21 protein-coding genes are annotated in these 23,435 nt (G+C 62.4%); 11 read left to right on the forward strand and 10 right to left on the reverse strand.

Annotation, left to right across the window (positions count from 1 at the left end):
• Positions 1–63 precede the first annotated feature (63 nt).
• The 4 genes from JM946_RS23610 (at position 64) to JM946_RS23625 (ending at position 5,825) form a co-directional block, all read left to right on the forward strand.
• On the forward strand, positions 64–1,761 hold the full coding sequence (locus JM946_RS23610; protein ID WP_203169832.1) for a phosphoethanolamine transferase: 1,698 nt from the start codon (positions 64–66) through the stop codon (positions 1,759–1,761).
• Between the two features lie 41 nt (positions 1,762–1,802).
• Positions 1,803–2,426: an RNA polymerase sigma factor gene (locus JM946_RS23615; protein ID WP_218043078.1), complete on the forward strand. Its 624-nt coding sequence runs from the start codon at positions 1,803–1,805 to the stop codon at positions 2,424–2,426.
• Between the two features lie 4 nt (positions 2,427–2,430).
• Entirely contained in the window at positions 2,431–3,432 is a 1,002-nt protein-coding gene (locus tag JM946_RS23620) for a FecR domain-containing protein (RefSeq protein ID WP_203169834.1), read from the forward strand.
• 86 nt (positions 3,433–3,518) lie between these two features.
• Positions 3,519–5,825: a TonB-dependent receptor plug domain-containing protein gene (locus JM946_RS23625; RefSeq protein WP_203169835.1), complete on the forward strand. Its 2,307-nt coding sequence runs from the start codon at positions 3,519–3,521 to the stop codon at positions 5,823–5,825.
• A 17-nt stretch (positions 5,826–5,842) separates the two neighbouring features.
• Here JM946_RS23625 and JM946_RS23630 read toward each other — a convergent pair whose 3' ends face one another.
• The 4 genes from JM946_RS23630 to JM946_RS23645 all read right to left on the reverse strand — a co-directional run bounded on the left by JM946_RS23630 (position 5,843) and on the right by JM946_RS23645 (position 11,744).
• Entirely contained in the window at positions 5,843–6,991 is a 1,149-nt protein-coding gene (locus JM946_RS23630; RefSeq protein WP_203169836.1) for an alkaline phosphatase D family protein, read from the reverse strand.
• A gap of 16 nt (positions 6,992–7,007) precedes the next feature.
• On the reverse strand, positions 7,008–9,242 hold the full coding sequence (locus JM946_RS23635) for a TonB-dependent receptor (RefSeq protein ID WP_203169837.1): 2,235 nt from the start codon (positions 9,240–9,242) through the stop codon (positions 7,008–7,010).
• A 184-nt stretch (positions 9,243–9,426) separates the two neighbouring features.
• On the reverse strand, positions 9,427–10,464 hold the full coding sequence (locus JM946_RS23640) for a histone deacetylase family protein (RefSeq protein WP_203169838.1): 1,038 nt from the start codon (positions 10,462–10,464) through the stop codon (positions 9,427–9,429).
• Positions 10,461–11,744 carry a TetR/AcrR family transcriptional regulator gene (locus tag JM946_RS23645; RefSeq protein WP_203169839.1) on the reverse strand — a complete coding sequence of 428 codons (1,284 nt, stop codon included), beginning with the start codon at positions 11,742–11,744 and terminating at the stop codon, positions 10,461–10,463. Before JM946_RS23645 ends, JM946_RS23640 begins: the two co-directional genes overlap by 4 nt.
• 234 nt (positions 11,745–11,978) lie before the next feature.
• Between JM946_RS23645 and JM946_RS23650 the strand changes: the two genes are divergently transcribed.
• The gene (locus JM946_RS23650; protein ID WP_203169840.1) at positions 11,979–12,332 is read left to right on the forward strand and encodes a PilZ domain-containing protein; all 354 of its coding nucleotides are present in this window, start codon (positions 11,979–11,981) and stop codon (positions 12,330–12,332) included.
• A gap of 39 nt (positions 12,333–12,371) precedes the next feature.
• Here JM946_RS23650 and JM946_RS23655 read toward each other — a convergent pair whose 3' ends face one another.
• Complete coding sequence (locus JM946_RS23655; protein ID WP_203169841.1) at positions 12,372–12,899, reverse strand: Dps family protein; 528 nt, start codon at positions 12,897–12,899, stop codon at positions 12,372–12,374.
• A gap of 305 nt (positions 12,900–13,204) precedes the next feature.
• Between JM946_RS23655 and JM946_RS23660 the strand changes: the two genes are divergently transcribed.
• A complete protein-coding gene (locus JM946_RS23660; protein WP_203169842.1) occupies positions 13,205–13,483 on the forward strand; it encodes an EF-hand domain-containing protein in 279 nt (92 codons plus the stop codon).
• Here the strand turns inward: JM946_RS23660 and JM946_RS23665 are convergent.
• The 5 genes from JM946_RS23665 to JM946_RS23685 all read right to left on the reverse strand — a co-directional run bounded on the left by JM946_RS23665 (position 13,470) and on the right by JM946_RS23685 (position 16,899).
• Entirely contained in the window at positions 13,470–14,402 is a 933-nt protein-coding gene (locus JM946_RS23665) for a rhodanese-like domain-containing protein (RefSeq protein WP_203169843.1), read from the reverse strand. The genes JM946_RS23660 and JM946_RS23665 overlap by 14 nt on opposite strands.
• Positions 14,403–14,523: 121 nt before the next feature.
• Positions 14,524–14,952 (reverse strand): DUF4431 domain-containing protein, encoded by a 429-nt coding sequence (locus tag JM946_RS23670; protein ID WP_203169844.1) that lies wholly within the window; start codon positions 14,950–14,952, stop codon positions 14,524–14,526.
• Positions 14,949–15,362 carry a hypothetical protein gene (locus JM946_RS23675; protein ID WP_203169845.1) on the reverse strand — a complete coding sequence of 138 codons (414 nt, stop codon included), beginning with the start codon at positions 15,360–15,362 and terminating at the stop codon, positions 14,949–14,951. Before JM946_RS23675 ends, JM946_RS23670 begins: the two co-directional genes overlap by 4 nt.
• Before the next feature lie 49 nt (positions 15,363–15,411).
• Positions 15,412–15,852, reverse strand: a complete 441-nt coding sequence (locus tag JM946_RS23680; RefSeq protein ID WP_203169846.1) for a GNAT family N-acetyltransferase — start codon at positions 15,850–15,852, stop codon at positions 15,412–15,414.
• Between the two features lie 69 nt (positions 15,853–15,921).
• Complete coding sequence (locus JM946_RS23685) at positions 15,922–16,899, reverse strand: LysR family transcriptional regulator (protein ID WP_230979910.1); 978 nt, start codon at positions 16,897–16,899, stop codon at positions 15,922–15,924.
• Positions 16,900–17,008: 109 nt separating this feature from the next.
• On the opposite strand from JM946_RS23685, the gene JM946_RS23690 reads away from it, so the two are divergent.
• The 5 genes from JM946_RS23690 to JM946_RS23710 all read left to right on the forward strand — a co-directional run bounded on the left by JM946_RS23690 (position 17,009) and on the right by JM946_RS23710 (position 23,009).
• Entirely contained in the window at positions 17,009–17,617 is a 609-nt protein-coding gene (locus JM946_RS23690; protein WP_203169847.1) for an FMN-dependent NADH-azoreductase, read from the forward strand.
• Positions 17,618–17,678: 61 nt separating this feature from the next.
• Positions 17,679–18,353: a response regulator gene (locus JM946_RS23695; protein WP_203169876.1), complete on the forward strand. Its 675-nt coding sequence runs from the start codon at positions 17,679–17,681 to the stop codon at positions 18,351–18,353.
• Positions 18,350–19,714, forward strand: coding sequence for an ATP-binding protein (locus tag JM946_RS23700; protein WP_203169848.1), 1,365 nt, complete (start codon positions 18,350–18,352; stop codon positions 19,712–19,714). The genes JM946_RS23695 and JM946_RS23700 overlap by 4 nt, the downstream gene beginning before the upstream one ends.
• A 254-nt stretch (positions 19,715–19,968) precedes the next feature.
• On the forward strand, positions 19,969–21,360 hold the full coding sequence (locus JM946_RS23705; RefSeq protein WP_218043080.1) for a choice-of-anchor Q domain-containing protein: 1,392 nt from the start codon (positions 19,969–19,971) through the stop codon (positions 21,358–21,360).
• A gap of 1,226 nt (positions 21,361–22,586) precedes the next feature.
• Entirely contained in the window at positions 22,587–23,009 is a 423-nt protein-coding gene (locus tag JM946_RS23710) for a hypothetical protein (RefSeq protein ID WP_203169850.1), read from the forward strand.
• Positions 23,010–23,435 lie beyond the last annotated feature (426 nt).

A 23,435-nucleotide genomic window follows, 5' to 3' on the forward strand; every position in this document is an offset into this window, starting at 1 on the left:
AATCGCGCCCACTGAGAAAATATTTACGACAGATGACCGCGACCGGCGCCGTCCAACCGGCCGATGCATACACAACATCTGCTCGTGCCCCAGCTGCCGCTCCACGCACGCATACGCGAGCGTTGGGCGGGTGGAATCGTCTGCTCATCGGACGTCGCATTCGCGTTCATCGTCGCGTTCATCTGGCTTTCGCTCTACAACGTGCGGTTTTGGGAACTCGCCGCCGCCGCCATGTGGCGCCCGGGGCTTGGCGCATCCCTGTTCATGATTTCGTTGTTCGTCGTAGCTTGGATGGTGCTGGCGTTGTTATTGCTGGTCCTGCCGAGCCGATGGCTGATGCGCGCTGCCGCCAGTGCGCTGTTCGCAGTCGCCGCGCTGAGCGCGTACTTCTGCAACGAGTACGGAGTCATCATGAACCAGGACATGATGCGCAACGTGCTGCAGACGGATCGCGCCGAGGTCGGCGCGCTGCTGAGCGGGGACATGTGGCTCCATCTCATCGTGCTGGGCCTGATTCCATCGCTGCTGGTGTGGCGGGTGCAGCTGCCAAAAACATCCTGGCGAACTCGGCTTGGTCAGCGCGCACTCGCCATCGTCATTGCGTTGGGACTGGCGTTCGCCGGCATGTTCGCCAACTCGGCCGACTTCGCCACCTTGTTTCGCGAGCACAAGCCGGTTCGATACACGCTCAACCCGGCTGCGCCGGTCGTCAGCACGATCGGTCTGCTCGCAGACAGTCGCGACCGTCGGGCCGATCAACCTTTATTGAATCCGTCCGGCCGCGTCGAACGCACGGCGGCTCCATCGGCCAGGCCGCTGGTGTTGTTCCTGGTCATTGGCGAGACCGCGCGTGCCGCCAACTTCCAGCTAGGAGGCTATGCGCGCGAGACCAATCCCGAGCTGTCACGGATCGCCGGTCTCACGTATTTCGCAAAAGTCACAGCATGCGGCACATCGACGGCGATCTCGGTGCCCTGCCTGTTCTCTCACCTGCCGCGCGAGCATTTCAAAGTGGACGAGGCGGCTCGCTATACCAATCTGCTCGACTCGCTGCTCGAAGCGGGCTTCGATGTTCAATGGCGCGACAACAACTCCGGCTGCAAAGGCGTCTGCGCCAGGGTCGGCAGCATCGATTACAAACAGTCGAACGACCCCCGATATTGCCGGGGCTCGAACTGTTTCGACGCAGTGATGCTGGCGGATTTGCCGGAAGTCCTGCATCACATCCAGCGGGACACGGTGATCGTATTTCATCAGAAAGGCAGTCACGGGCCTGCGTACTCGGAGCGCTACCCGAAGGAGCGCGAGAGATTCAAGCCCGCATGCCGTTCCAATCAACTACAGCATTGCAGCCAGCAGGAGATCACCAACGCTTACGACAACACCCTGGCCTACACCGATCATGTCCTGGCGCGCCAGATCGGCATGCTCCTCGACGCCGACGCCCGGCTCGACAGCCTGCTGCTTTATGTCTCCGATCACGGCGAATCGCTGGGCGAAAACGGCCTCTACCTGCATGGCATGCCCTACGCCTTCGCACCGGCGGTGCAGAAAGAAGTGCCCATGTTGCTGTGGGCTTCGCCAGGCTACTTGCGCCGGACGCAGCTACGACTCGACTGCCTGCGCGAGTCGGCGAGCCTGCCGGTCAGTCACGATTTCTTCTATCACACGGTGCTCGGAGCGGCCCAAGCGCGCAGCCAGGTTTATGATCGCGCCCTGGACCTGACCGCCGGCTGTCGCCAGAGCGGCGGCCATGAATGAGCCGCGATTGATTTTTCCATGTGCGTCGTCTTACCTGGCAAGTGAGTCCCGTATACAGCACCGACAGCCTCCTGATCGCCGCCATGTTGAAAGGCGACGAGGCCGCCTTTCGCCTGTTTTTCGAGACTTATTTCCCGCGCGTGTACCGTTTCGCCCTGCCCCGGCTGGGCGGCGATGCGGAAGCCTGCAAGGAAGTGGTCCAGGCGACGCTGATCAAGGCGATGCGCGCGCTCGCGGGGTTCCGCGGCGAATCGGCGCTGTTCAGCTGGTTGTGCCAGATCTGTCGCCGACAGATCGTCGACTATCTGCGCGCCCATCAGCGCCATGTTCGCAACGTAGTGCTGATCGACGACACGCCCGGCCTGCGGGAAGCCCTGGAATCCATTGCGGCGCCCGCCTCGGACGAGCCGATGCACGGCTATGGCAGCGCCGAGACGCGACGACTGGTGCAGTCCGTGCTCGATCGCCTGCCCTCCCGCTACGGCGATGTGCTGGAATGGAAATATATCGAGGGGCGCAGCGTGGAAGAGATCGGCGCCTTGCTCGGCGTCGGGCAGACGGCCGCACAATCGCTGCTGGCGCGCGCCCGAACGGCGTTTCGCGAAGCTGTGGAAACGGTGTTCGGATCGGCGGCGAGCGATGTGCTCGCCGGTATGAGAAAGTAGCGCCATGACGACGGTACATCACGAACCCGAGTCGAACGACGCCAGCATCGAAGAGCTGCTGCGAGAAGTGGGCGCGCGCGATGAGCCTTCAGCCGAGGTGGCGCGCGACGTTATGTCCGCCGTGCACGCCGAGTGGCGCGATATCGTGCAACAGCGCCAGCGGCAGCAACGGGTCGTTGCCTGGCGCTACGCCGCCGGGTTGGCGCTTGCCGTGTTGGTGTCCACTTTCGCCTATCGCTTCATGGCCTCCGAGCAGGCGCAGGTAGCAAGCATCGTGCATGGCCACGTGTTGGCGAGCACCGAGGCCGACACTGATCCGAAGGTGCGAGCGGTCGGTGAAATCATCCGCGTCGGCGACATCGTGCAGACCGAGGTGCAAACTCGCGCTGCCGTTTCATTCCCTGACGGCTTGTCCTTGCGCCTCGATCACGGCACCCGCATCACGGTCGATGCGTCCGATCGCATTACGCTTGCCGCGGGCGCTGTTTACATCGATGCACCTGCAGACGGCGCCGGCCATGGCCACGCGCTCACGGTGAACACGATTGCCGGCTCCGTGCAGCACGTCGGCACTCAATATGAAGTACGCACTCAAGGCGACGCCATGCTCGTCAGCGTTCGCGAAGGCCGCGTCGTCGTGACCAGCCCGACCAGCACGAACACCGGCGAAGCCGGACAAGTGCTGCGCCTGAATACCGACGGCGAGCTGACCTTGAGCATGCTGCCTTCCACCGATCCGTATTGGCAGTGGACATTGCAGGCCGCGCCCACCTTCGACATCGACAATCAATCGCTCGCCGCTTTCCTGCAGTGGATCTCCCGAGAGACCGGGCGCCAGCTCGTGTACTCGACACCGCAAGCCGAAGCGGCCGCGGCCGATGTGAAACTGCGCGGCTCCATCGAAGGCCTGGACGCCGACGCCGCCCTCGCCGCCGTGCTTTCCACTACTCAATTGCGGCGCTACCGCACCGACACCCACGAAATCGGCATCGAGCTCGCGCCATAATTCATCTCGACTGTCGGGCGGCACGGACGTTGCTTCCCGGAGCCTGGGCAAGAGAAGATCTGCCTTCAGTACTCGATGGGAATGCAATGAAGCCAGCGCAGTGGCGCCCAGTGGTGTGGCGCCTCGTCTGTGTGTCTATGGGGATGATGATCTGCCATGCCGCGCTGGCGCAGCTGCAGGGCCGGAGCGTCGGCGATGTGCTCAATGGCCTGCGGGCTGAAGGTCTCATATTCATCTATAACGATCAGATCGTGCCCGCCGGCTTGCGGATCGAAACTGAACCGGGCGCCCGGCAAGGACTGGCGCTGGCCGAGGAAATACTGGCCGCGCATGGGCTGACCGTGTCGGAAGCTGCCCCGCGTGTGTATGCAGTTGTCCGCAATCCGTCCGCCCTGCCGCCACGGCGAACCCCGGCAACCACGCGAGCGGAGCCCACCGAACTGGAGGAGGTTGTCGTTCAGACCAGCCGCTACACGCTGGCGGCGAACGACCTCACGCCCAGGAACTTCCTGACCCAGGATGAGGTTCAGGCGATGCCCCGGCTTGCGGATGAAACATTGCGAGCCGTGCAACGGCTGCCAGGCGCGGCCGTCAACGGCGTGTCGAGCATCAGTTCCATCCGCGGCGGCGAGCCGAATGAGACCGCCATCATCCTGAATGGGCTGCGGCTGTATGAACCGTTTCATCTGAAGAACTTCTACAGCCCGGTCAGTCTGCTGGACTCGCGCCTGATCGACACCATCGAGTTTTACTCGGGCGGCTTCCCGGCGCCGTATGGCGATCGCATGAGCGCCATCATCGACGCGCACACCATTCGTCCCGGCCAGCGCTACTACGAAGTCGGCGTGAGCCTGTTCCATTCCAACGCGCTAGCAGCGACGAGCTTCGACGATCAGCGCGGTCAGGCGCTGATCTCGGCCAGGCGCAGCAATCTCGGCGACCTGGCGCGATACGCCGAGGAAGACTTTGGCGAGGCGAACTACTCCGACGGCTTTGCCCGCGCGGAATATGCGTTGACCGACGCCACTCGCATCTCGCTCGACGTACTCGCTTCCAGCGACCGGGTCGTTGCCCGGCGCGACCAGGGAACACAGGAGGCGCACGCCAAGTATCGCAACGCCTACGGTTGGCTCACGTTGGATCACGATTGGTCATCGCACGCGGCCACGCGCGTGATCGGTTCGTTCACCGATCTGGTCAATGAGCGACGCGGTTGGGTGGAAGAGCCGGGACGCAGCGGTCAGGTGCGCGATCTCAGAACATTTCACATCGCCGGGCTGCGTGTGGAAAACGAGCTCGACGCGGGCGCCGTGAGCCATCGCTTCGGCGTGGAGGTCCGTCGCCTTTGGGGCGATTACGACTACGCGCTTGATCTTACCGTCGAGCCTGACTTCCCGTTTCCTGGCTCGCCAGGCGCCATGATCACGCGACGCGCATCGCCTGCCCCACAGGGCTACGAAAACTCTGCTTACTGGGACATGCGCGCCACGCTCGGCGAGCGGCTGACGCTCGAGGCCGGCATGCGCGTCGACGTACAAACCTACGACGGCAGCGATGACGGCGAGCAATGGAGCCCGCGCACCAGCCTGCTTTATATGTTATCGCCCTCGACCAAGCTGCGCGCTGGCTGGGGACGGTTCTATCAGTCTCAGGGCATCAATGAGCTGCAGGTCGAGGACGGCGTCTCCCGGTTTTATCCGGCGCAGCACGCCGATCACGCAATCATGAGCGTCGAGCACGCATTCGACGGCTTCGACCTGCGCGTCGAGGCCTATCGAAAATATTATCGCGACATCCGGCCACGCTATGAAAACATGCTCGACCCCCTGGTGCTGTTTCCGGAGGCGGAGTTCGATCGCGTGATGGTCGATGCGCGTAGCGCTCGCGCCGAGGGCATCGAGGTGCTGATGCAAATGCACCCGAAAGGGCCCTGGAGTGGATGGCTGAGCTACACCTGGTCGAAAGCGTACGATCGCATCGACAATCGCGAGGTGCCACGCAGCTGGGATCAGCGGCACGCCGTGAATCTCGGCGTGACCTGGGCCAGCGGCCCGTGGACGGCCACGCTGGTCAACAGCTATCACAGCGGCTGGCCAACCACCTCGCTCACTCTGGATCCGCAAACCGGCGTGCCGAGCATCGATCCAGCGGCCCGCAATCGCAGCCGCTTGCAGGACTTCAATTCGCTCGATATGCGGCTCACCCGCACGTTCATCATGCCGCGCGGCGCGCTCGATGTATTCCTCGAGATCAGCAACACGTTCTCGCGGGACAACGCCTGTTGTATCAACTATGACGCGCGCCTGAACGAGGACGGCTCGATCAGTTATGACCGCGACGTGAGTTCGTGGCTGCCGATCGTGCCTTCCGCCGGCGTGCTCTGGCGATACTGACCCGGCGCGCGACGGAGTCAGCTCCTCGCCTGCAACTTATCCAGGCTCAGGCGCTGCTCGATGCGAGCGACCCCGTTGAGATCGAGCGCTTTGAGCGTGACGCCCACCGGCGCAGCCGACCAGTCGATCTCGATGAGTCCGAAATTGGGCTCGCGCAGCTGCTCGCCGACGCGATTGGCGTTCGGAACGTTCACCGGCCACACTTCCGTGAGGCCGCTGGAGGTCAGCTCCCAGAACGGATAGGGAACATTGACGTCCAGCCGAGTCAGTTCGGCGTAGTGAGTGTCGCCGCTGATGAAGATCACCCCGCCGGCGCGCTTGCGGCGAATCAGCTCGATCAGCCGCTGATGGTCGCGTGCGTAGTTGATCCAGGCTTCCCAGCCTGGGAAATCCGCGAGCACCTGCAGGCTCGAGGCAAAGATTCTGAGCTGCGCCGGCACGTCGAACTGCTGCTCGAGCCACCGCCACTGCTGTTCGCCGAGCATCGTGGCCTCATGATCGGGCAGGCGTGCGTATGGACCGGGAACTTCGCCGCCGGCCTTGCGCTTCGCTTGCTCCCACTCTTTATATGACTGGCCGCCGAGATCCTGCCGAGCGATCGGCGTGCGATTGAAGCGCAGGTCCGGCATGATGACCTGCACGCGCCGGTCCTCGGGACCGAACAAGTAAGAAGCGTAAATGCCATTGCGCGAGCGGCGCGGCGAAGCGGCGTGCTCCTGCCAGAAATCGAGGAAGATCTGGCGCGACTGTTCCTTCATGGGATAGTCCGCGCCGGCATCGTCCTCGCCGTAATCGTGATCGTCCCAAATCGCGACGATCGGTGTGGTCGCCCGTAGTTTCTGGAACCCGGGCTTGGCCGCGAGCTGTGCGTACTTTGCTCGCAGCTCGCCCATGTCGCGCGTGTCGCCGTAGATGTTGTCGCCCAGAAAGACGAACAGATCCGGTCGGCTCGCCAGCACGGTGTCCCAGATCGGCTGATCCTTGCTCTGCTTGGCGCAGGAGCCGAATGCAATGCGAGTCAGCGGACGCTCGAGCGCCGGATGCGGATCGCTCATTGGCCGCGACTGCGACCAGGCGGCGCCCGATTGCAGCACGCCGCCAAGCGCTGCACCCACGACGAGACTGTCGCGTACGAATCGTCGTCGAGTCTCGTCGTGGTCGCTCATGCCGAATCGGACCTGATCAGAACCGCGCCTTGGCGGAGATGAAAATCTGTCTCGGCGCGCCACGCAGCAGCGTCTGCATCGAACCGGTCGGATCGCTGACGCCGAAACCATTGGTGCCGATGGTGCCGATGTACTTCTTATCCGCGAGATTGGTGACGTCCACCTGCACGGTCAGCTGCTCGACCACGCCCAGCGCATTGAAGCGATAACCCAGACCGCCGTTGAACAGCGTGTACGAGTCGGCGCTGGCGTCGTTCAAGTACGTGTAGAAGCGCTCGTCCGTGTAGTTGGCATCCAGCCGCGCGAAGAACGCGCCGTTGTCGTACGACAGTTCCGAGCGAACGAGCCATTCGGGAGCGTCCACCACTTGCTTTCCTGCCGTCGGCACCAGGGTAACGCCTTGCGCTGTCTCGAATGTGTAGTCATCGTCATACTCCGAATCGTTCCAGGCCGCCGAGTTGAACCAGGTCAGGTGCGTCATCGGCCGCCAGGACAACGCTGCTTCGACACCGTTGGTTTTCACATCGCCTACATTGGCGAACGAGCCCGTGCAACCACGGATGCCGATGCATTGTGGGATGCCGAGTAGTCTATCCTTGAAGTCGACGCGATAGGCAGTCACGACACTGTTGAATGCAGCGCCTTGGTACCGCCAGCCCAATTCGTAGTTGGTCGAGGTTTCGGGCTCGAGGGTGTTGCGGATCTCTTCGAACACCTCCGCGGACACATCGAAGGGTCCGCTATTGCTGCCCGGAAACGCGCGCACGTTGCGAGCGACGGAAGCGAACACTTCATGATTGTCGCTCAACGACCAGTTCGCGCCGACTTGCGGCAGGAACGACTCGTCCGTTTCGATCGCGCCATTCTTCAGCGGGCCGCCGGCGACCGTCCAAATCTCGCTCTCGGAGCTCACCGAGCGGAAGCCGGCGTTCAAGGTCAGCGCGTCCGTGATCGACCATGTGTCCTGCAGATGGAACACGACCGTATCCGTGTCGAAGTCGTATTCCCACTGCGTGAGCAGGGGATTGCGCTGGAAGTCATCGAAGGAACGCGTTGGGCCCGCCACGTTGGGCTCGCCATAGAAGCGACGCGCCTGATTGAAGTCGACGGTCTCGAACCACACGCCGCCTTCGATCTCGTGCGCGCCGAGCGAGAACGTGAGCGAGCTCACCACGCCCTGCCGATCGATCTCATATTCAGTGGTGCGAATCGAGATCGGCGCACCGCCAGGTGTCGGCACATACGGCGTGCCCCACAATCCCTGGCCTTCGTTTTGATGCATGTACGCCGTTGCCTGCAACGTCACGGCTTCGCCGATCGGCAGATCGAGCGACAAATAGCCGAGATCGTCCTTGCGTAGACCCGCGGCACTCCAATATGCGTCGTCGCAGACGAGGGGATCGCTCTGGCCCGCGGCGTTACACGCGTTGGCCGCGTCGATTGCGGCGTTCCAATTCGGATACCAATTGTCCCAGTCCCAGCCGCGACGCTCGATGATCTGATACGAGAGGTCCTGGTAGTCGAACTCGGCGCGATCGGAATAGTTGTAGTACGCGGTCAGCCTGGCGTCGCCGATGGGCTGCACCAGCTTGACGTTCACCATCCGCTGCTCCTGATCGCCGCCACCTTTCCACTTCTCGGTGGAAGCATCCACGACGGCGACATAAGCGCGCGTGCCGGTGCCCAACTCGCCGCTGTCCAGCTGAGCGAACGTGCGGCGCGCCGAGTCGGAGCCGAACATCTGCTCAGCGCGAATTCCGAATTCCGCGGCCGGATCGGCCGAGAAGAATTCCACCGCGCCGCCGAGATTGCTGGTCGACGCGATGTCGATGGCGCCCGCGCCCTGCGACAGCTCCACGCGGCCGACCGCCTCCGACGGGATCGCTCGGCTGATGTGCAATCCGTTGTGATTGGCGTAGGACATGTCGCCCAGCGGCACGCCATCCAGCGTGAAGCCCAGCTGACTTTGATTGAAGCCGCGAACCGAAAGGCGCGTCGACCATTCGTACGCGCCATACGCATCGGCGGACTGGAAATTCACGCCCGGCATTTTCTCGATGGCCTTGAGCGGGCTGGTGCCCGCCGGCAGCGCATCGATCTGCTCGAACGAGACCGACTGCACCTGGCGGGTCTCGCCCCGGCCGAGCACGATCACTTCTTCCACTTTGCCCTGCGCGCTGTCCTGAGCGACAGCGACATGGCCGGCCAGCACGGCCGCGATGGCGAGCGACAGCTCGACGGTGTTGCGCATAAACAGCTCCAGGAAATGTTGTCCATTCGTTGCCGGACCGATCCAGGTCCGGCGCTGGCGCGGCAACTTACGGGGAGCTGATTGCTACGATCTGACGGCTATATTGCGGCTGTGTGACGCGGCACTTTTGTTGTACGCATGCATCGCTCGGTAGCGGTCCTTGCGACGTGCGGGGCCAGGGCCCTCAAGACCCGGCGTCTTCGAATCCCTGCAGTACGTGAGCGACGTTGTGGCCGATCTCGGCGACGGCGTAGCCGCCTTCGAGGACGAACACGGTGGGCAGCTTCAGAGCCGCGAGTTGCGCACCGAGTTTCCGATATTCGGGTTCGCGGAGCTGGAACTTGGAGATGGGATCGTCGGCAAACGTATCCACGCCCAATGAGATCACCAATGCATCCGCCCGGTAGTCGTTGATGCGGCGAACGGCATCGCCGAGCGCATCGAACCACAAGGCGTTGCTGCTGCCCGCCGCCAACGGATAGTTCTTGTTGTAACCGACGCCCTCGCCATTGCCGATCTCGTTGGCATGGCCCAGGAAGAACGGGTACTCCGTGCGCGGATCGCCATGGATGGACAGAAACATCACATCGCTGCGCTCGTAGAAGATGGACTGAGTGCCGTTGCCATGGTGATAGTCGACATCCAGCACGACGACGCGCTCCGCCCCGTGGTCCCGAAAACCCTGAGCGGCGACCGCGGCATTGTTCACGAAGCAATAGCCGCCCATGAAATCCCGGCCTGCGTGATGGCCCGGCGGGCGCGACAGAGCGAACGCGGCCCGCTCGCCGCCCGTGACCAACTCTTGTGCCGTCAGCGCAATGTCCGCGCCGGTTTTGACGGCAGCCCAGGTGCCAGCCATCAGCGGCGTGCCGCTGTCGTACGAATACAAACCCAGCTTCCCGGAAAAATTCTCCGGCTCGATGTCGTCACGGTGACCGCGTATCGACCACACCGCGGGCAACGCATCGTTGGTGTACCCCTGCGCCGTCCAAAGATCCCAAGCCTGTTCGAGAAAGCGAATGTAGCGAGGCGCATGCACCCGCTCGATCGCCGACACGGGAAACTCCTTGGGCTCGAGAATCTCGCCGACCTTGCGTTCCTTGACCGCGTCGTACACGAACTGGGCGCGCTCCGGCTTTTCGAAGCACGGCACCAGCTGGCCGCGATACATTTCCCTCTCGCCGTGATGCAGACGGTGTCGCTCGCTATAGATGATCTTCATAAATGTTTCTTGAGCCCGACCGCCACCAGGTTGGCGATCTCGCGGGCGATGTGTTGCTGTTGGGTGGGGTCGGTGGGGACGTCGTCTTTGACCAGCCAGCTGAGCAGGCCGGGCAACATGAGCGCGCGCGCATGCACGTCCACGTCTTTCATGCTGCCTTCGCGAATGCCCTGCCGGATCAACTCGTGATACGCATCGCCAAGCTGATCGGAGCGCACGGCGAACTTCGCCTGCCCTTCAGGCGACAGCGCGCCATGACCGACCAGCGGCGACAAAGGATTCAGATCCTCGTTGGGATAGGCGCGCGCCAATGCGTCCATCGACGCCGATAGCGCCTGCAGCCGCGTCCCCGAATACTCGAGCATGCGATCCTTGATGAACAGGAAGATCCGGAACGCCCGCTCGTAGCAGGCCGACACGACTTCCTGCTTGCTGCCGATGTGGTGATGGAACGTGCGCTTGGTGGTGCCGAGCTGTGCGGCGATCTCTTCCAGAGAGGTCGCGTCGATGCCCTTGCGGTTGAACGCGCGCGAGGCAGCTCGCAACAGCGCTTCACGCTTCGCTTCCAAAGCCGCGTCGCGATCGAACGCACTCACCACCTGCGGCGCCAGTTTGGAAAGATCCAACGGCTGGTAGTCAGGCAACCCCGGCTGGGTGGAAAAGCCATCCAGCACCGTCGCCATCACCGCAGCCCGCAATCGCTCGGCGCCCATGGGGCCGACGGCATGCGCCCAAGGCCGCGCCAGCGGCGCCCAGGTCACCAGGCTGAGAATGACGCGTGCATTCACTTCTATATCGCAGGCACGCAGCACGCCTTCCCGATGCCCCACTTCGAGCAGATGCGCCAATCGCGCGGTCAGGGCGTCGTACAGACCCTGGATCGTGTCGCGCTGGGTCTGATTCATCATGGCGATTTCGGCGCGCGCCGCGATCTCCGGCTCCGTGGGATCGAGCATGCGGCTGATGAAATCCACCAGCACGTCGGCGGCGTTGCCTCCGACCCTCTCGGCCTCCCGCAAGTGGCGCGCGATGATTTCGGCCGCGCGCCGGTAACACTGGAACACCAGGTCCTCGCGATCGGCCACATAGTGGTACATCGCTCCGCGGGTGACGCCGAGCTTCGCGGCGATCTCGGCCAGCGAGGTGAGCAGAACGCCCTTCTGATTCAACTGGCGAGCGGCTTCATCGAGCACCCGCTCGTGTCGATTGACCACTCCAGCCGCCGAGCCCGAGGACTCGGCAGCCGGCCGGGCCGCGCTGTCTTTGGGATTGGAAGTCATGGCAGTAAACCTGCAGTGACCCATAGTAACCGCGCCGGAGTCTCTGTTCACCTTGCGCGACTCTCGTATGCGCCCAGGCGGGGCCCTCACGAGGGGACGAGAGCCGGTTCACAATTCCGAATCTCGCCCGCCGCCGGCCTCCTCAGCTGCTGCCGCGACTGCGGTACGCTTGCGCCCGAACCACGGGCGTATTGAGCCACTGCCCGTCTCGTTGCAACCAAGAACACGGCTGACATGGAGTCTATTTTCAGCTCAGCAGGGTCTGCAGCCGAGGCTGCGGCGCGCGTCAAGAACATGCGCTGGCCGGCCAGCCTGCGCGTGGGCCATACAACCATCCTGACTGGAAAAGCGATTCAGATCTCCAGCAGCGGCCTGAGTCTGCTGCTGGATCGTACGGTGCGCGAAGGTGAAACTGGGCTGGTGCGGGTGGACGCCTTCATCGCCGGCAACCCGGTGCGCCTGCAGGCGAGAACCAGCGTGGTGTGCTGTACCTGCGTGGGGATGGAAGGGTTCCGACTCTCGCTACGGTTTCAGGACCTCGACGACGACGCGACCAACGCCATCGAGACCTTGCTGCGCGCCCGCTGAAGCGAGCGCGCACCGTCTGCAATTGCCAACAGGGCCTGATTATTTCAACAGGCTGCGCAGCATCCACGCGGTCTTTTCGTGAACCTGCAAGCGCTGGGTCAGCAGGTCCGCTGTGGACTCGTCACCGCCTTTTTCCGCCGCCGGGAACGCTGCCCGCGCGGTCCGAGCCACGGCTTCGTGCCCCGCGACGAGCAAGCGCACCATCTCCATCGCGTCCGGCACACCTTCAGTTTCCTCGATGGAGGTCAGGCGCGCGAACTGGCCATAGGTGCCCGGCGCCGGGTAACCCAGCGAACGGATCCGCTCGGCGACCGAATCCAGCGCATTCCACAGCTCGGTGTACTGCTCCATGAACATCAGGTGCAGCGTGTTGAACATCGGGCCTTCGACGTTCCAGTGGAAATTGTGGGTCTTCAGGTACAGCGAGTAGGTATCAGCCAGCACTCTGGAGAGCCCTTCGGCAATCTTTTCCCGATCCTTGCGGCCGATGCCGATGTCGATGGCGACTTCGCCGCCGCTCGGGACCACTTTCTTGCCGCCCTTGTTCTTGGAACTTTCTTTGGCCATACGGATTCTCCTGACGCAATTCGCGTTGCCGAAATTCAATCATTCGTGATCGTGACGACATGGTACTGGGTCGCTTGCAGCGGCTCCAACAGCCAGGTTCTATACGCACGATCGATAACACGCTGCCCGCAGCAGCGGTTTGCATCTGTTCGTAGCCCGGTTGCGACATGCAACCTGGAGCACCCGCGAACATTCAGTGAGTATTCATGGCGAATACCTTGGAATGCGCGCGTCGGCACATTGCCGCCCTCGCCGCGAGGGATCATTGGAGACCCCCCGTGATCGATAAATTGATGGATAAATTGATGGATAAATTCGTTTTCGCCGCCATTGCCGGCACCGCCACCCTGCTCGCCAGCGCGGGTGCGTTCGGAGACGATCCCGGCAAGGGCCGGATCGCCGCTGCCGATTCGTTCAACGACCTGGACCGCAATGGCGACCATCGCATCAGCCGCTCCGAAGCGGGCTTCGATCGCCTGTTCTCGCAGACCTTCGCTGAAGTGGATGCTGATGGCGACGGTTTCGTGTCCGCCGCCGAATTCGCCGCTGCCGAAAAAACGCGCACCAACCTCACTGCTCGCTAGCCGCGGGCCTTAGCACGGGTCGCCCGCGCGCCTGCCACGCTTCGAGGCCGCCGGCCAACGGCCGAACTCGCTTGTAGCCCCGCTCCTTGAGCTTCCGCGCCACCACGGCCGCCGAGGCGTCATTCGGGCAATCGCAATACACGATCACTTCCTCGCCGGGCGCAAGTTGCAGCTCGGAGATGTCACGCACACTGACGCTGCCCGGGATCCACCCCGAGGCGGCGCGACGCTCCGGGCTGCGCACGTCCAGAATGGTGGCGGTCGAGCCGGAATCCAGCAGCGTCGCGAGCTCGTCGATCGAGATGCGCGACATGCGGATCTGGCTCATGAAACTCTGACGCTGCCACCATTTGAACAACACGAACAGCACGATGGCCGCGATCAGCAGCAGTAGCGCCAGCTGCCCCAGTTGATCGAGCTGGATCAGCACCGCCTCGACGGCTTCGTGAAAGATCGCACCGAGCGCTACTGCGCCACCGACCCATAGCGCCGCGCCGATCCCGTCGAAAATGATGAAGCGGCGCACGCCGATGCCCGACTCGCCCGCGAGCGTCGTCGACACGGCGGCGAAGCCGGGAATGTACTTGGCGAGGATCAGCGAAGGCGCGCCCCAGCGCGAATAGATGTTTCGTGTCATGCCCACGCAGGAATCCGGCGACAACGAGACGCGACACATGAGCCGCAGCAACTGCGTGCCGAAGCGCCGGCCGCCGGCGAACCAGGCCAGGTCGGCGATCAATGCTGCTGCGGTCGCTACCAGCAGCACCGGCCACAGCGATTCGTGTTTGTCAGTGGCGAGCGCGGCAGTCACGATCATCGGCGCATACGAAGGAAACGGCAGGCCACCCTGATCCAGCAGCACGCAAAAGAACACGACCCAGAGGCCGTAGCTCTCGATGATGTGCAGCAGCGTGTCCATCCAAAATCACCAGTGAATTGTGCGCCGGGCGCCAGCGGGCTACTGGCATCGGCGTGCGCTTATTCTGCCGCAGCGGAGCTGGACGCGCTGCTCCGTCACGAGTGTTATTCCGGCTCGGCAATCAAGGCACCAGGCTGGTTTGCCGGAGCTCGCTGGCGGTAAGCACGAGGGATTTCTGATAATTCGCGCCACCGTGGATCAATTCGCCGGTGGCCACGACCTTGCGCCCGAGCAGATGCCGGTACTGCCGATACTGGTCCTCCGTGAGCGCCAGCTCTACTTCTATCTGGGTCGGCTCGCGCGGGTAACGTGAGTTCGCCGCCACACACACGCGCTCATCGAGCTGCAAAAGCCAGATGACTTGCGGCTCATCGCCCTTGGTGACGCTCTCGTAGTCCGGCGGTCCGGCGTATGTCTGACGCACGAGCGTGCCGACGAGCTCGTTGGGACCGTACTGCAAGCATGAGTACTCGACTGCGCTCGTCAACGGCGCGATGCCCGAGAGTCCGACGATGATCAGTGCCCGCCACATCGTCGGACCGCGGGTCACAAGGACATGTCCTCGACGCGAGCCAGTTCCCAGCACGCCGCCGTTTGTTTGAATTCGTAGTCGATCGCGAAATCCGAGTCGGGCAGCACCAGCCGGACGAGGCGCGTCTTGGGATCGGGCGCGCTGACGATGGTTTGCAGCGACTCCTGCTCGCGCGCTGCCGAGGAAGGGAATTCGATCCCGGCATACTCGCCCGCGTTCTCGACGGTGACCGCAACTTCGATGCGCTTCGGTTCGTCTTCGGCGCCCGCCTCCAGGTACTGGTACGTCACGGGACGCTTCCAATGCGCCACCTGAAACTCGGCGCTGCTCTCGAACGCTCCGATGAACGCATCGAAATCCGCCGGGCACTGCTCCGCGGATGCCACGCCGCTCGATACAAGTGACGCAACCAACACAATCGCTCGCACGATCCCTCTCCGAGATAGGTGTTCCCTGCCAGCGCCCAGTATGCCGCAGTCATCCACTCCGAGACAGCGGCCGGGCCAGCTCGAACCGAATCTCCCCTCGGGAACTCAGGCCGACTCGACGCCACCCAGCGGCTTCGTAGAAGCGCTCGGCACGAGTGCCCGGATCCGTGGTCAGCCACAGGCGCTCGTGACCCTGTTCCCAGAGCCACTCGACCATCACGTCATGCAACCGCCGACCGAAACCCTTGCCCTCGTGGCCAGGTTCGACGAACAGCGCCCAGATGCTGCCTTCGACGGTGTCGCCGATGGCGAAAGCCACGATGTCTCCTTCTGATTCGACCACCCAGCCGCGGCCGGTTTCTTCTATGGCGACGACATAGTCGCGCGCAGACAATTGCATCGAGACCAGACGGTTCTCGTGCACAGCCATGCGCACGCGATGCATGGCCGCTGCGTCGGAAGGCCGGGCTTGTCTGAGCCGCTGTGTCATCAGTGAGGTCGTCCAGTTCCGTCGATCTCAGGTCGAGCGTACCAGTCGACGGCAGCATCGTCGCGGCAATCATTTGCCGCCATCCTCCGCTTCTCCCGCTTGCTTGTGACCGGCGGCAAGACAGGCGCTCTTCACCACCTCGCGGATGATTTCCGCCAGCCGCAGCGTGCCCGGACCGGCGCCGTCGCGGTCGGCGAAAACCAGGTAGAGCGGTTGCAAGGCGCTGCGCATATCGCGCATGTTCAGCGCCTTCAGCTCGCCGTTCTGGAGCTCGCTGCGTATCTTGTCTTCCGGCAGCCAGGCAAACCCATAGCCTCGCGACACCGCGCCGATCGAGGTGCTCATGTTGCTGACCGTCCAGCGACGCGAAGCATCCAGCGTCGCAGCTCTCTTGTCGCGTTTCACGCTGGTATCGCGCACTACGATGTGACGATGCTTGCGCAAGTCACGGTATTCCACTGGCCGCCCCAACTTGTGCAACTCGTGGTCGGGATGCGCGACCGGCAGGAACGGCACGGTCAGCAATAACTCTCCCGGCATACCGGCCGGCGGCTTGCCCATGATTCCCAGGTCCGCCTTGCCGGTGCGCAATGCCTCGGGCGTGCCCTCGAGCACGGTTTCGTACCATTCGATACGGGTCTGCGGACTCTCCTGACCGAAGCGATCCAGGCATTGAAACATCAACCAGTTCGGGAACAGGATCTCCACCGCGATCGTGATCTCCGCCTCCCACCCCGCCGAGGCTCGGCTCGCCGCGCGTTCGATCGCGTCGGCGTCTTCGAGCAGCAAACGGCCGCGCCGATACAACATTTCGCCGGTGGGCGTGAGTTTGGCTTTGCGACCTTCTATTTCGAAGGCGCGAACCTGCAGGGTCGATTCGAGCTTCTGCACGGCATAGGTCACCGAGGACTGGCTCTTGTGGAGCGCGGCCGCGGCCTGGGCATAGCCGCCGGCCTCGACCACCGCCACCAGGCAGCGCCACTGCTCCAGGCTGATGTGAGGCAAGCGCAGGGAGGGTAAGGGTTTTTTCTCTTGGCTGGCGGCCATCTATCTACTCATTCGATGAATTCGAGCCAAAACTTCAACTTTTTTATCGAGACAGTGAATACTTAAATACGGATACCCGAAAAACAAGTGGTTCTGGAGGTATCCGACGATGAGCACCCTACTGCAGATCAACGCCAGCCTGGCCGGCGCCGAAGGTCAGTCTTCTCGCCTCGCGCACCGCTTCGTGGCGGACTGGCAGGCTCAGCATCCCGGTGGCCACGTCATCATGCGCGACCTGGCGAGCGACCCGGTGCCGCATCTGACCGCCGAGCGTTTCCAGGCGTTCCTGTCGCCGCCCGAAGCCCGCACGCTCGAACAGAGCGCGGCGGCTGAATATTCGGACGCGCTGATCGCCGAGCTGAAAGCGGCCGACACCATCGTGTTCGCCGTGCCGATGTACAACTTCAGCGTGCCTTCGACGTTGCGTGCGTACTTCGATCACATCGCGCGCGCCGGCGTGACGTTCAGTTACACCGCCAGCGGTCCGGAAGGACTGCTCAAGGGCAAGAAGGCGTATGTGTTCATCACTCGCGGCGGCATCTATCCCGACGCAGCCGACACGCAGACGCCGTACCTGAAGCAGTTCCTGGGCTTCATCGGCATCACCGACGTGACATTCGTGTACGCCCAAGGCCTTGCCATGGGTCAGGAGACCGCCCAGAAGAGCATCACCGCGGCTCATAGCGCGATCGAGGAGTTGTTGCCGCGAGCGGCGTGATTCTTCGCCGCGACTGAGGTTCATCTTGACAGCCGCACGTTCCTCTTGGAACGTGCGGCGCATGCGCATCCTGCTGGTTGAAGATGACAACATGATCGGTCAGAGCCTGAGGCAGGCGCTGACCGAGAATGGGCTGACGGTCGATTGGGTGAAAGACGGCGTGCTGGCGCAGGATGCGCTCGCGCAGGGCGGTTATGCCGCCGTGTTGCTGGATCTCGGACTGCCCCGCCGCTCCGGCCTGGAAGTGCTCCGGCGAGCCCGGCAGGACGGCGATCGCACGCCAATGCTGGTGCTCACCGCTCGTGACGGAGTCGACGATCGCGTCGAGGGCCTGGATGTCGGCGCGGACGATTATCTGGTCAAGCCATTCGAGCTGCGCGAATTGCTGGCGCGCATGCGGGCGATCATCCGCCGCTTCGGCGGTCACGCTCAATCCACCATAGGAACCGCGCAAACGCAGCTGGATCTTTCCAGCCGCGAGCTCACTCATTGCGGCAGCACCATCCTGCTGTCGGCCAAGGAATTCCGCCTCATGCATGCGCTACTGGAGCGCCCCGGCGCCATCCTCTCGCGCAGTCAGCTGGAAGAACGTTTGTATGGCTGGGGCGAGGAAGTCAGCAGCAACGCGGTCGAGGTGCTCATCCATGGCGTGCGCCGAAAACTCGGCGCGGATGTGATTCGCAACGTTCGCGGCCTGGGTTGGCGCGTGAGCAAAGACAGCGAGGAGCAACAATGACCTCGCTGCGTCGTCAACTGATGGTTTGGCTGCTGCCGCTGTATGTGATCTCGGCCATCGTCGCGGGCACCGTCACTTATCAGGTGTACGGGCGCATCGTCAGCTCTTTCATGGACAACCAGCTGCAGCTGTTCGCCGACTCCCACGTAGGCTCCTCCGGCTCCATGCCGGCGCTGCGCTCACTCGATGCTCACAACGTCATGAAAAGAGGCGACATGGTGGTGCAGATCTGGGATCGCAACCGTCGGCTCGTCACCAGTTCCTGGCCGAAGTTGCAGCTCGAGCGCCAGAGCGCAGCGGGTTTCAGCGACGTTGCGATCGGCGACACGCGCTGGCGCGTTTATACGATGCATTCGCCGGATCGGACCGTGCAGAGCGCGCAAAGCCTGGAGTTCCGTCGTCACCTGGTGAAAGCGCAGGCTTTGCAGGTCGCGCTGCCGGTGGCGCTGATGATCCCGCTCTCGGCTATCTTTCTCTGGTTTGGCATGCGGCCAGCCATTCGCCGCCTCGAACTGATCTCACAGGCGGCGGCGAAGCAGGACGAACATCGCTTGAGCGATTTGCCGGCGGAGCACGCGCCTTGTGAGATTCAACCGCTGGTTCTGGCGGTGAATACGCTGCTTGCACGATTGCGAAACGCCTTCACGGCGCAACGCCGATTCGTGCAGGACGCTGCGCACGAGTTGCGCACGCCCATTACAGCGATGAGCTTGCAGCTGGAAAATCTCAAGGCTCGCCTGCCCGACGGCGGCGGCGAACAACTGAGGCAGCTCGAAGCGGGGCTCTCACGCACCAAACGTTTGGTCGAACAGCTGCTACGGCTGGCGCGCCAGGAATCCCCGCGTCAGCCCGAACCGCCGGTCGCCATCCAGCTCGACGCACTGCTCAAGTCCAGCCTCGCGGATTTCATGCCGCTGGCCGACCGACGCAACATCGACCTGGGCTATGCGGCGGATATCGACGCGACCGTGTACGCAAACGAGGACGAGTTGCGCAGCCTGATCCACAATCTGCTCGACAACGCGCTTCGCTATACACAGCCCGGCGGGATCGTCGATGTCACATTGCATCGGGACACGGGCGTGGTCACGGTGGAGATCGCCGATAACGGCCCGGGCATTCCGCCCGAGCTGTTGCCGCGAGTCTTCGACCGTTTCTTTCGCATCGAGGGCGCCGAAACGGATGGCAGCGGCCTCGGCCTGGCCATCGCCAGGAACGCCGCGGATCGCAATCGCATCGGGCTGGAGCTGAGCAATCGCGTGGACGGCTCGGGATTGATCGCCCGAATGCGCTTCGCCGCGGCGAGCGTTACGACATCGGCGCCGGCTTGGGCGGCAGCGGATCTTCCGGCAACGGAATGAACTGCGCCTCGTACACGGCGCCTTGCATAGCTATCTGGACTCTATCGCACTGCATCGATCGGCGAACGAGTCAATGACAAACCGGACAACCGCTCGTCATGGGCGTAGGCTACGCCTATCGAGCGCTCGCCCTTCTGCTAATGCTTTTCAGGCGGAGGCGACGAGTGCCGTCGATCGGCTCCACTGACCACGAATCCAGCATCACAACTGTGTCATAGAGTTGTCCGCCAACGCCCGTCAGGAAGGGGGGTGTCATGTTGACTCGACGAGCTCTTTTGCAACCACACGGCCGCACTGGCTGCACTGTGCTGATGTTTGCATGGCTGACATCGACAAGCGCGATGGCAGCACCGATTACAACGACTCGCTTCGTGTCCACAAGCGGCGTCGACGCCGGAGACTGCACGGTAAATCCCTGTAGAACGATACCCTTTGCAATCGATAACGCAGACGACGGCGATACGATTCGGATCGCGCCAGGGACATACACTGAAACGTTTGCCATTACCTCAAGGACTGACCTGACCATCGAGGGGGAGAGCGCTGCCACCACCATCATTCAGGGTGACGGAGTATCGGCGCTAATTCGTGTTCGATCGAGTCTCGGTCTCACCATCCGCGATTTGACGGTAAGAGACGGCGGACCCTTCGTTGAAGGTGGAGGTCAAGTGGAGGGTGGTGGCATCTCGGTATTTGGTCCGCATTCAAGCTCGAACAGCGTGGTGCTTGAAAATCTCATTCTCACTGGCAATCACGGCCCAAATGGAGGCGCCATAGGATTTCAGGGCGGCGCGCTCACGATTGTGAATTGCCTTATCGTCGACAATGCGGCGATCAATGCCGGTGGCGCAATGATCGTTCGAAACGATAGCACTGTAACGATGGAAGCGACGACAGTGGCGAACAACCACGCAAGCTTCCTGGCCGGTGGAGTCGTGAACGAGGCCCACCTCACGGTGAGAAATAGCATCTTCTGGAACAACACCCTCGAACAGATACATACAAACCCCGCTGGACCTCCTGCCGTTGCAACGAGCGTGCGCTTTTCCGATATCCAGGGAGGCCATGCAGGGTTAGCAAACATCGATCAGGACCCGCTGTTCGTCGATGCTGCCAATGGCGACTTTCGGCTGCGCTCAGGCTCGCCTGCCATCGATGCAGGGAAGAACAGCGGGGCCCCTGCCACCGACCTTGACGGGAAAGCGAGGCCCATCGATGGCGATGGCGATGGAATTGCCGATGTCGACATGGGCGCTTTCGAATTCGGCGCGCCGGACACAACACCACCCGCCATCACCGTCTCTGCTAATCCAACGACGCTATGGCCGCCCAATGGGCGATTGGTGTCCGTGAAGGTGTCTGGAACGATCAAGGATGAGCCCGGCAGCTCGGGGGTAGACGCGAGCAGCGCTGTATTTGTTGTGCTTGACGAGTATGGCCGGATCCAGCCGCGCGGGACCGTCACGCTCCAAGCGAACGGCCGCTACACCTTCACCGTGGCACTTCAGGCCTCGCGCCGGGGGAACGATCGCGATGGCCGCCACTATACGATTGCGGTGATCGCCGAGGACGGAGCCGGGAACATCGGGGTGGGATCGACCATCGTGACCGTGCCGCACGATCGAGGTAAAGCGCGCGAACATTGATGCCGTAGCTCATGCGGCGCTACGGGTCGGGATAGTGAGAGCAACTCAGGTTTGTTTGGGAAGGTGTCTTTGGTCCGATTCCGGACCCAAAGCGGACATCCGACCTCATCAATAGTCTAAGGCCAAATGCTCGTCACCGATCACCTTGAAGACTGAGAGCGACCATCGCTTGGTGGAGTCGTCCGCCAAGCAGATACGCCCGATGCACTGGGCACGGCCGCTGTGGAGATCCAATTCGAAAGGCCGTTTCATATGTGAAGGTGGCTTCTTCCTATTCCATGGCATCAAGTCGACCTTCGTTCGGATGTCAAAGGAGGTCTCTGTCCCGATCGGCGCATATAGCAGACCCGCGAGCAAAGGCGCCCTGCTTTGCACGAAGTCGGAGAATGCGTCGGAGTACAAATGTACGAAGTAGCTAGGGCATCCTGTATTGCCAGAACCCCACATCACATTCGCTAGTGCCAGCCTTGAAAGATCATTGAGTATGCTCCGAGCGTCTGCTCGCCGAGGGCGGTGGGAGACATGGATCTTGAACTCGCATGCCATCAAATGCTGTTGCTGATGGCGGACCACGAGGTCCAGCTTCAATCTGTCATTCCGATATAGCCTGTACTCAAGGCGAACGCAGCAAGGGGTAACAGAGGCAAGCCGTTCAAGCACGTGCAGGAATGCGTATCGGAGATCACCCTCTGAGATGGGTTCGAAACCGTCACAGCGCTGCCGCAACTCCTCAAAGAATTGCTCGATGACGAGGTTTGGAGACTGAAGTTCGGTAATCTTCAAGGCGGGCGCCTGCAACATACAAAAACAAACCCTCGGCCAGGCACAGATTCCGGGCGCGTAGCTTACTGGGATGAGAGGCTGATTCACAGGAAAATCACTGTCGTGCCTTGCGCAGGACCACTCTTGGCCGAAAGCAGACATGCAGGGAGGCACTGGCGCGCTAAGGCGGCTCGCGCGCGGCGCGCGCACGAAATGCGCGGAGCGGAGAAACATTTTTCTCGACTGCGGCATGTTGTTATATACAGTTAAGGTGCGCCGAGATACGATCGGTCCCGTGCTTGATCTCTAGCACACCGACCTCCGCCCGAAACCCTCCCGCACTTTTCGAGCGGCCTCCAAGTCGATGCATAGCGAGTGAGTTGAGTTCATACCAGAAGGCGGCGCCCGACGGTGCTGTAACACCGCCGAGCGCCTGACCACATCACCCTTGAAAGGAGGATGACATGGCTACCCGCGATGATACTTCCAAGCCGCGCCGTTCACGACGCAAACATTCCACCACAACTGCCGTGGCTCCGCGCGCGGCACCACCCGATGGCGGCGATCTAACACCGCCGAAGACCTTAGAAGAAGCCGTGGAGAACGTACGAAGCCTGCTGATGGAGATTCGCGCGACGCTGCATTGCTTATCAGACGTATTGCTATGCGCGGATGACGACGACGCGGTCCTGCACGCGGAAGTGGCGAAGGCGCTTGAGGGCTGGGTTGACGAAGCGGCGACGAAGTTGGATCTCGTGAACCTGAGGCCGTTGATCGAGGCGATTCGGCAGGGCGGCGGTGGTGAGCCGGGCGAAGGCGGGTCGGATCTAGCAGGCCGTGGCCTGTATCAGGTAAGAGAGCCGACGCCCGTTTACAGGGCGGCATGAAGGCCTGAGGTCCGAGCGTCCTCTGCCGCCGAGGAGACAACGACGGCAGAGGGTGCGACGGAAGCGGTGACGAAACGTTCTGCGGAGACTGCGCCCATGAGTGTGGATGTTCACCAGTTCGAGTCGTCAAGGCGCGGCTACCGGTGAGGCGGGTCAGATCTTCATCAAAGCCATCGAGGCCGCGTGGATGAGATCCCAATAGCAGATGACGTTTCTTGTATGGTCCGCCCCACCCTTGCAAGAGGAAAATCACTTCTGAGGTCTTGGGGATGGTTGCATTCATGTATTCGGCCTGTATGTGAGGCGCACGATGTGCCTCGGGCCTTGATGGGAATGCGCGCGCACTAGCACTGATCAGCAGAACGGCCTTGGTTAAGCCCGGAAACGTCTCAGGTGGCTGGTGCACGGGTTCGACCCCTTGATCCA

It is taken from the genome of Steroidobacter gossypii (assembly GCF_016801985.1).
GTDB classification, from domain to species: Bacteria; Pseudomonadota; Gammaproteobacteria; order Steroidobacterales; family Steroidobacteraceae; genus Steroidobacter; species Steroidobacter gossypii.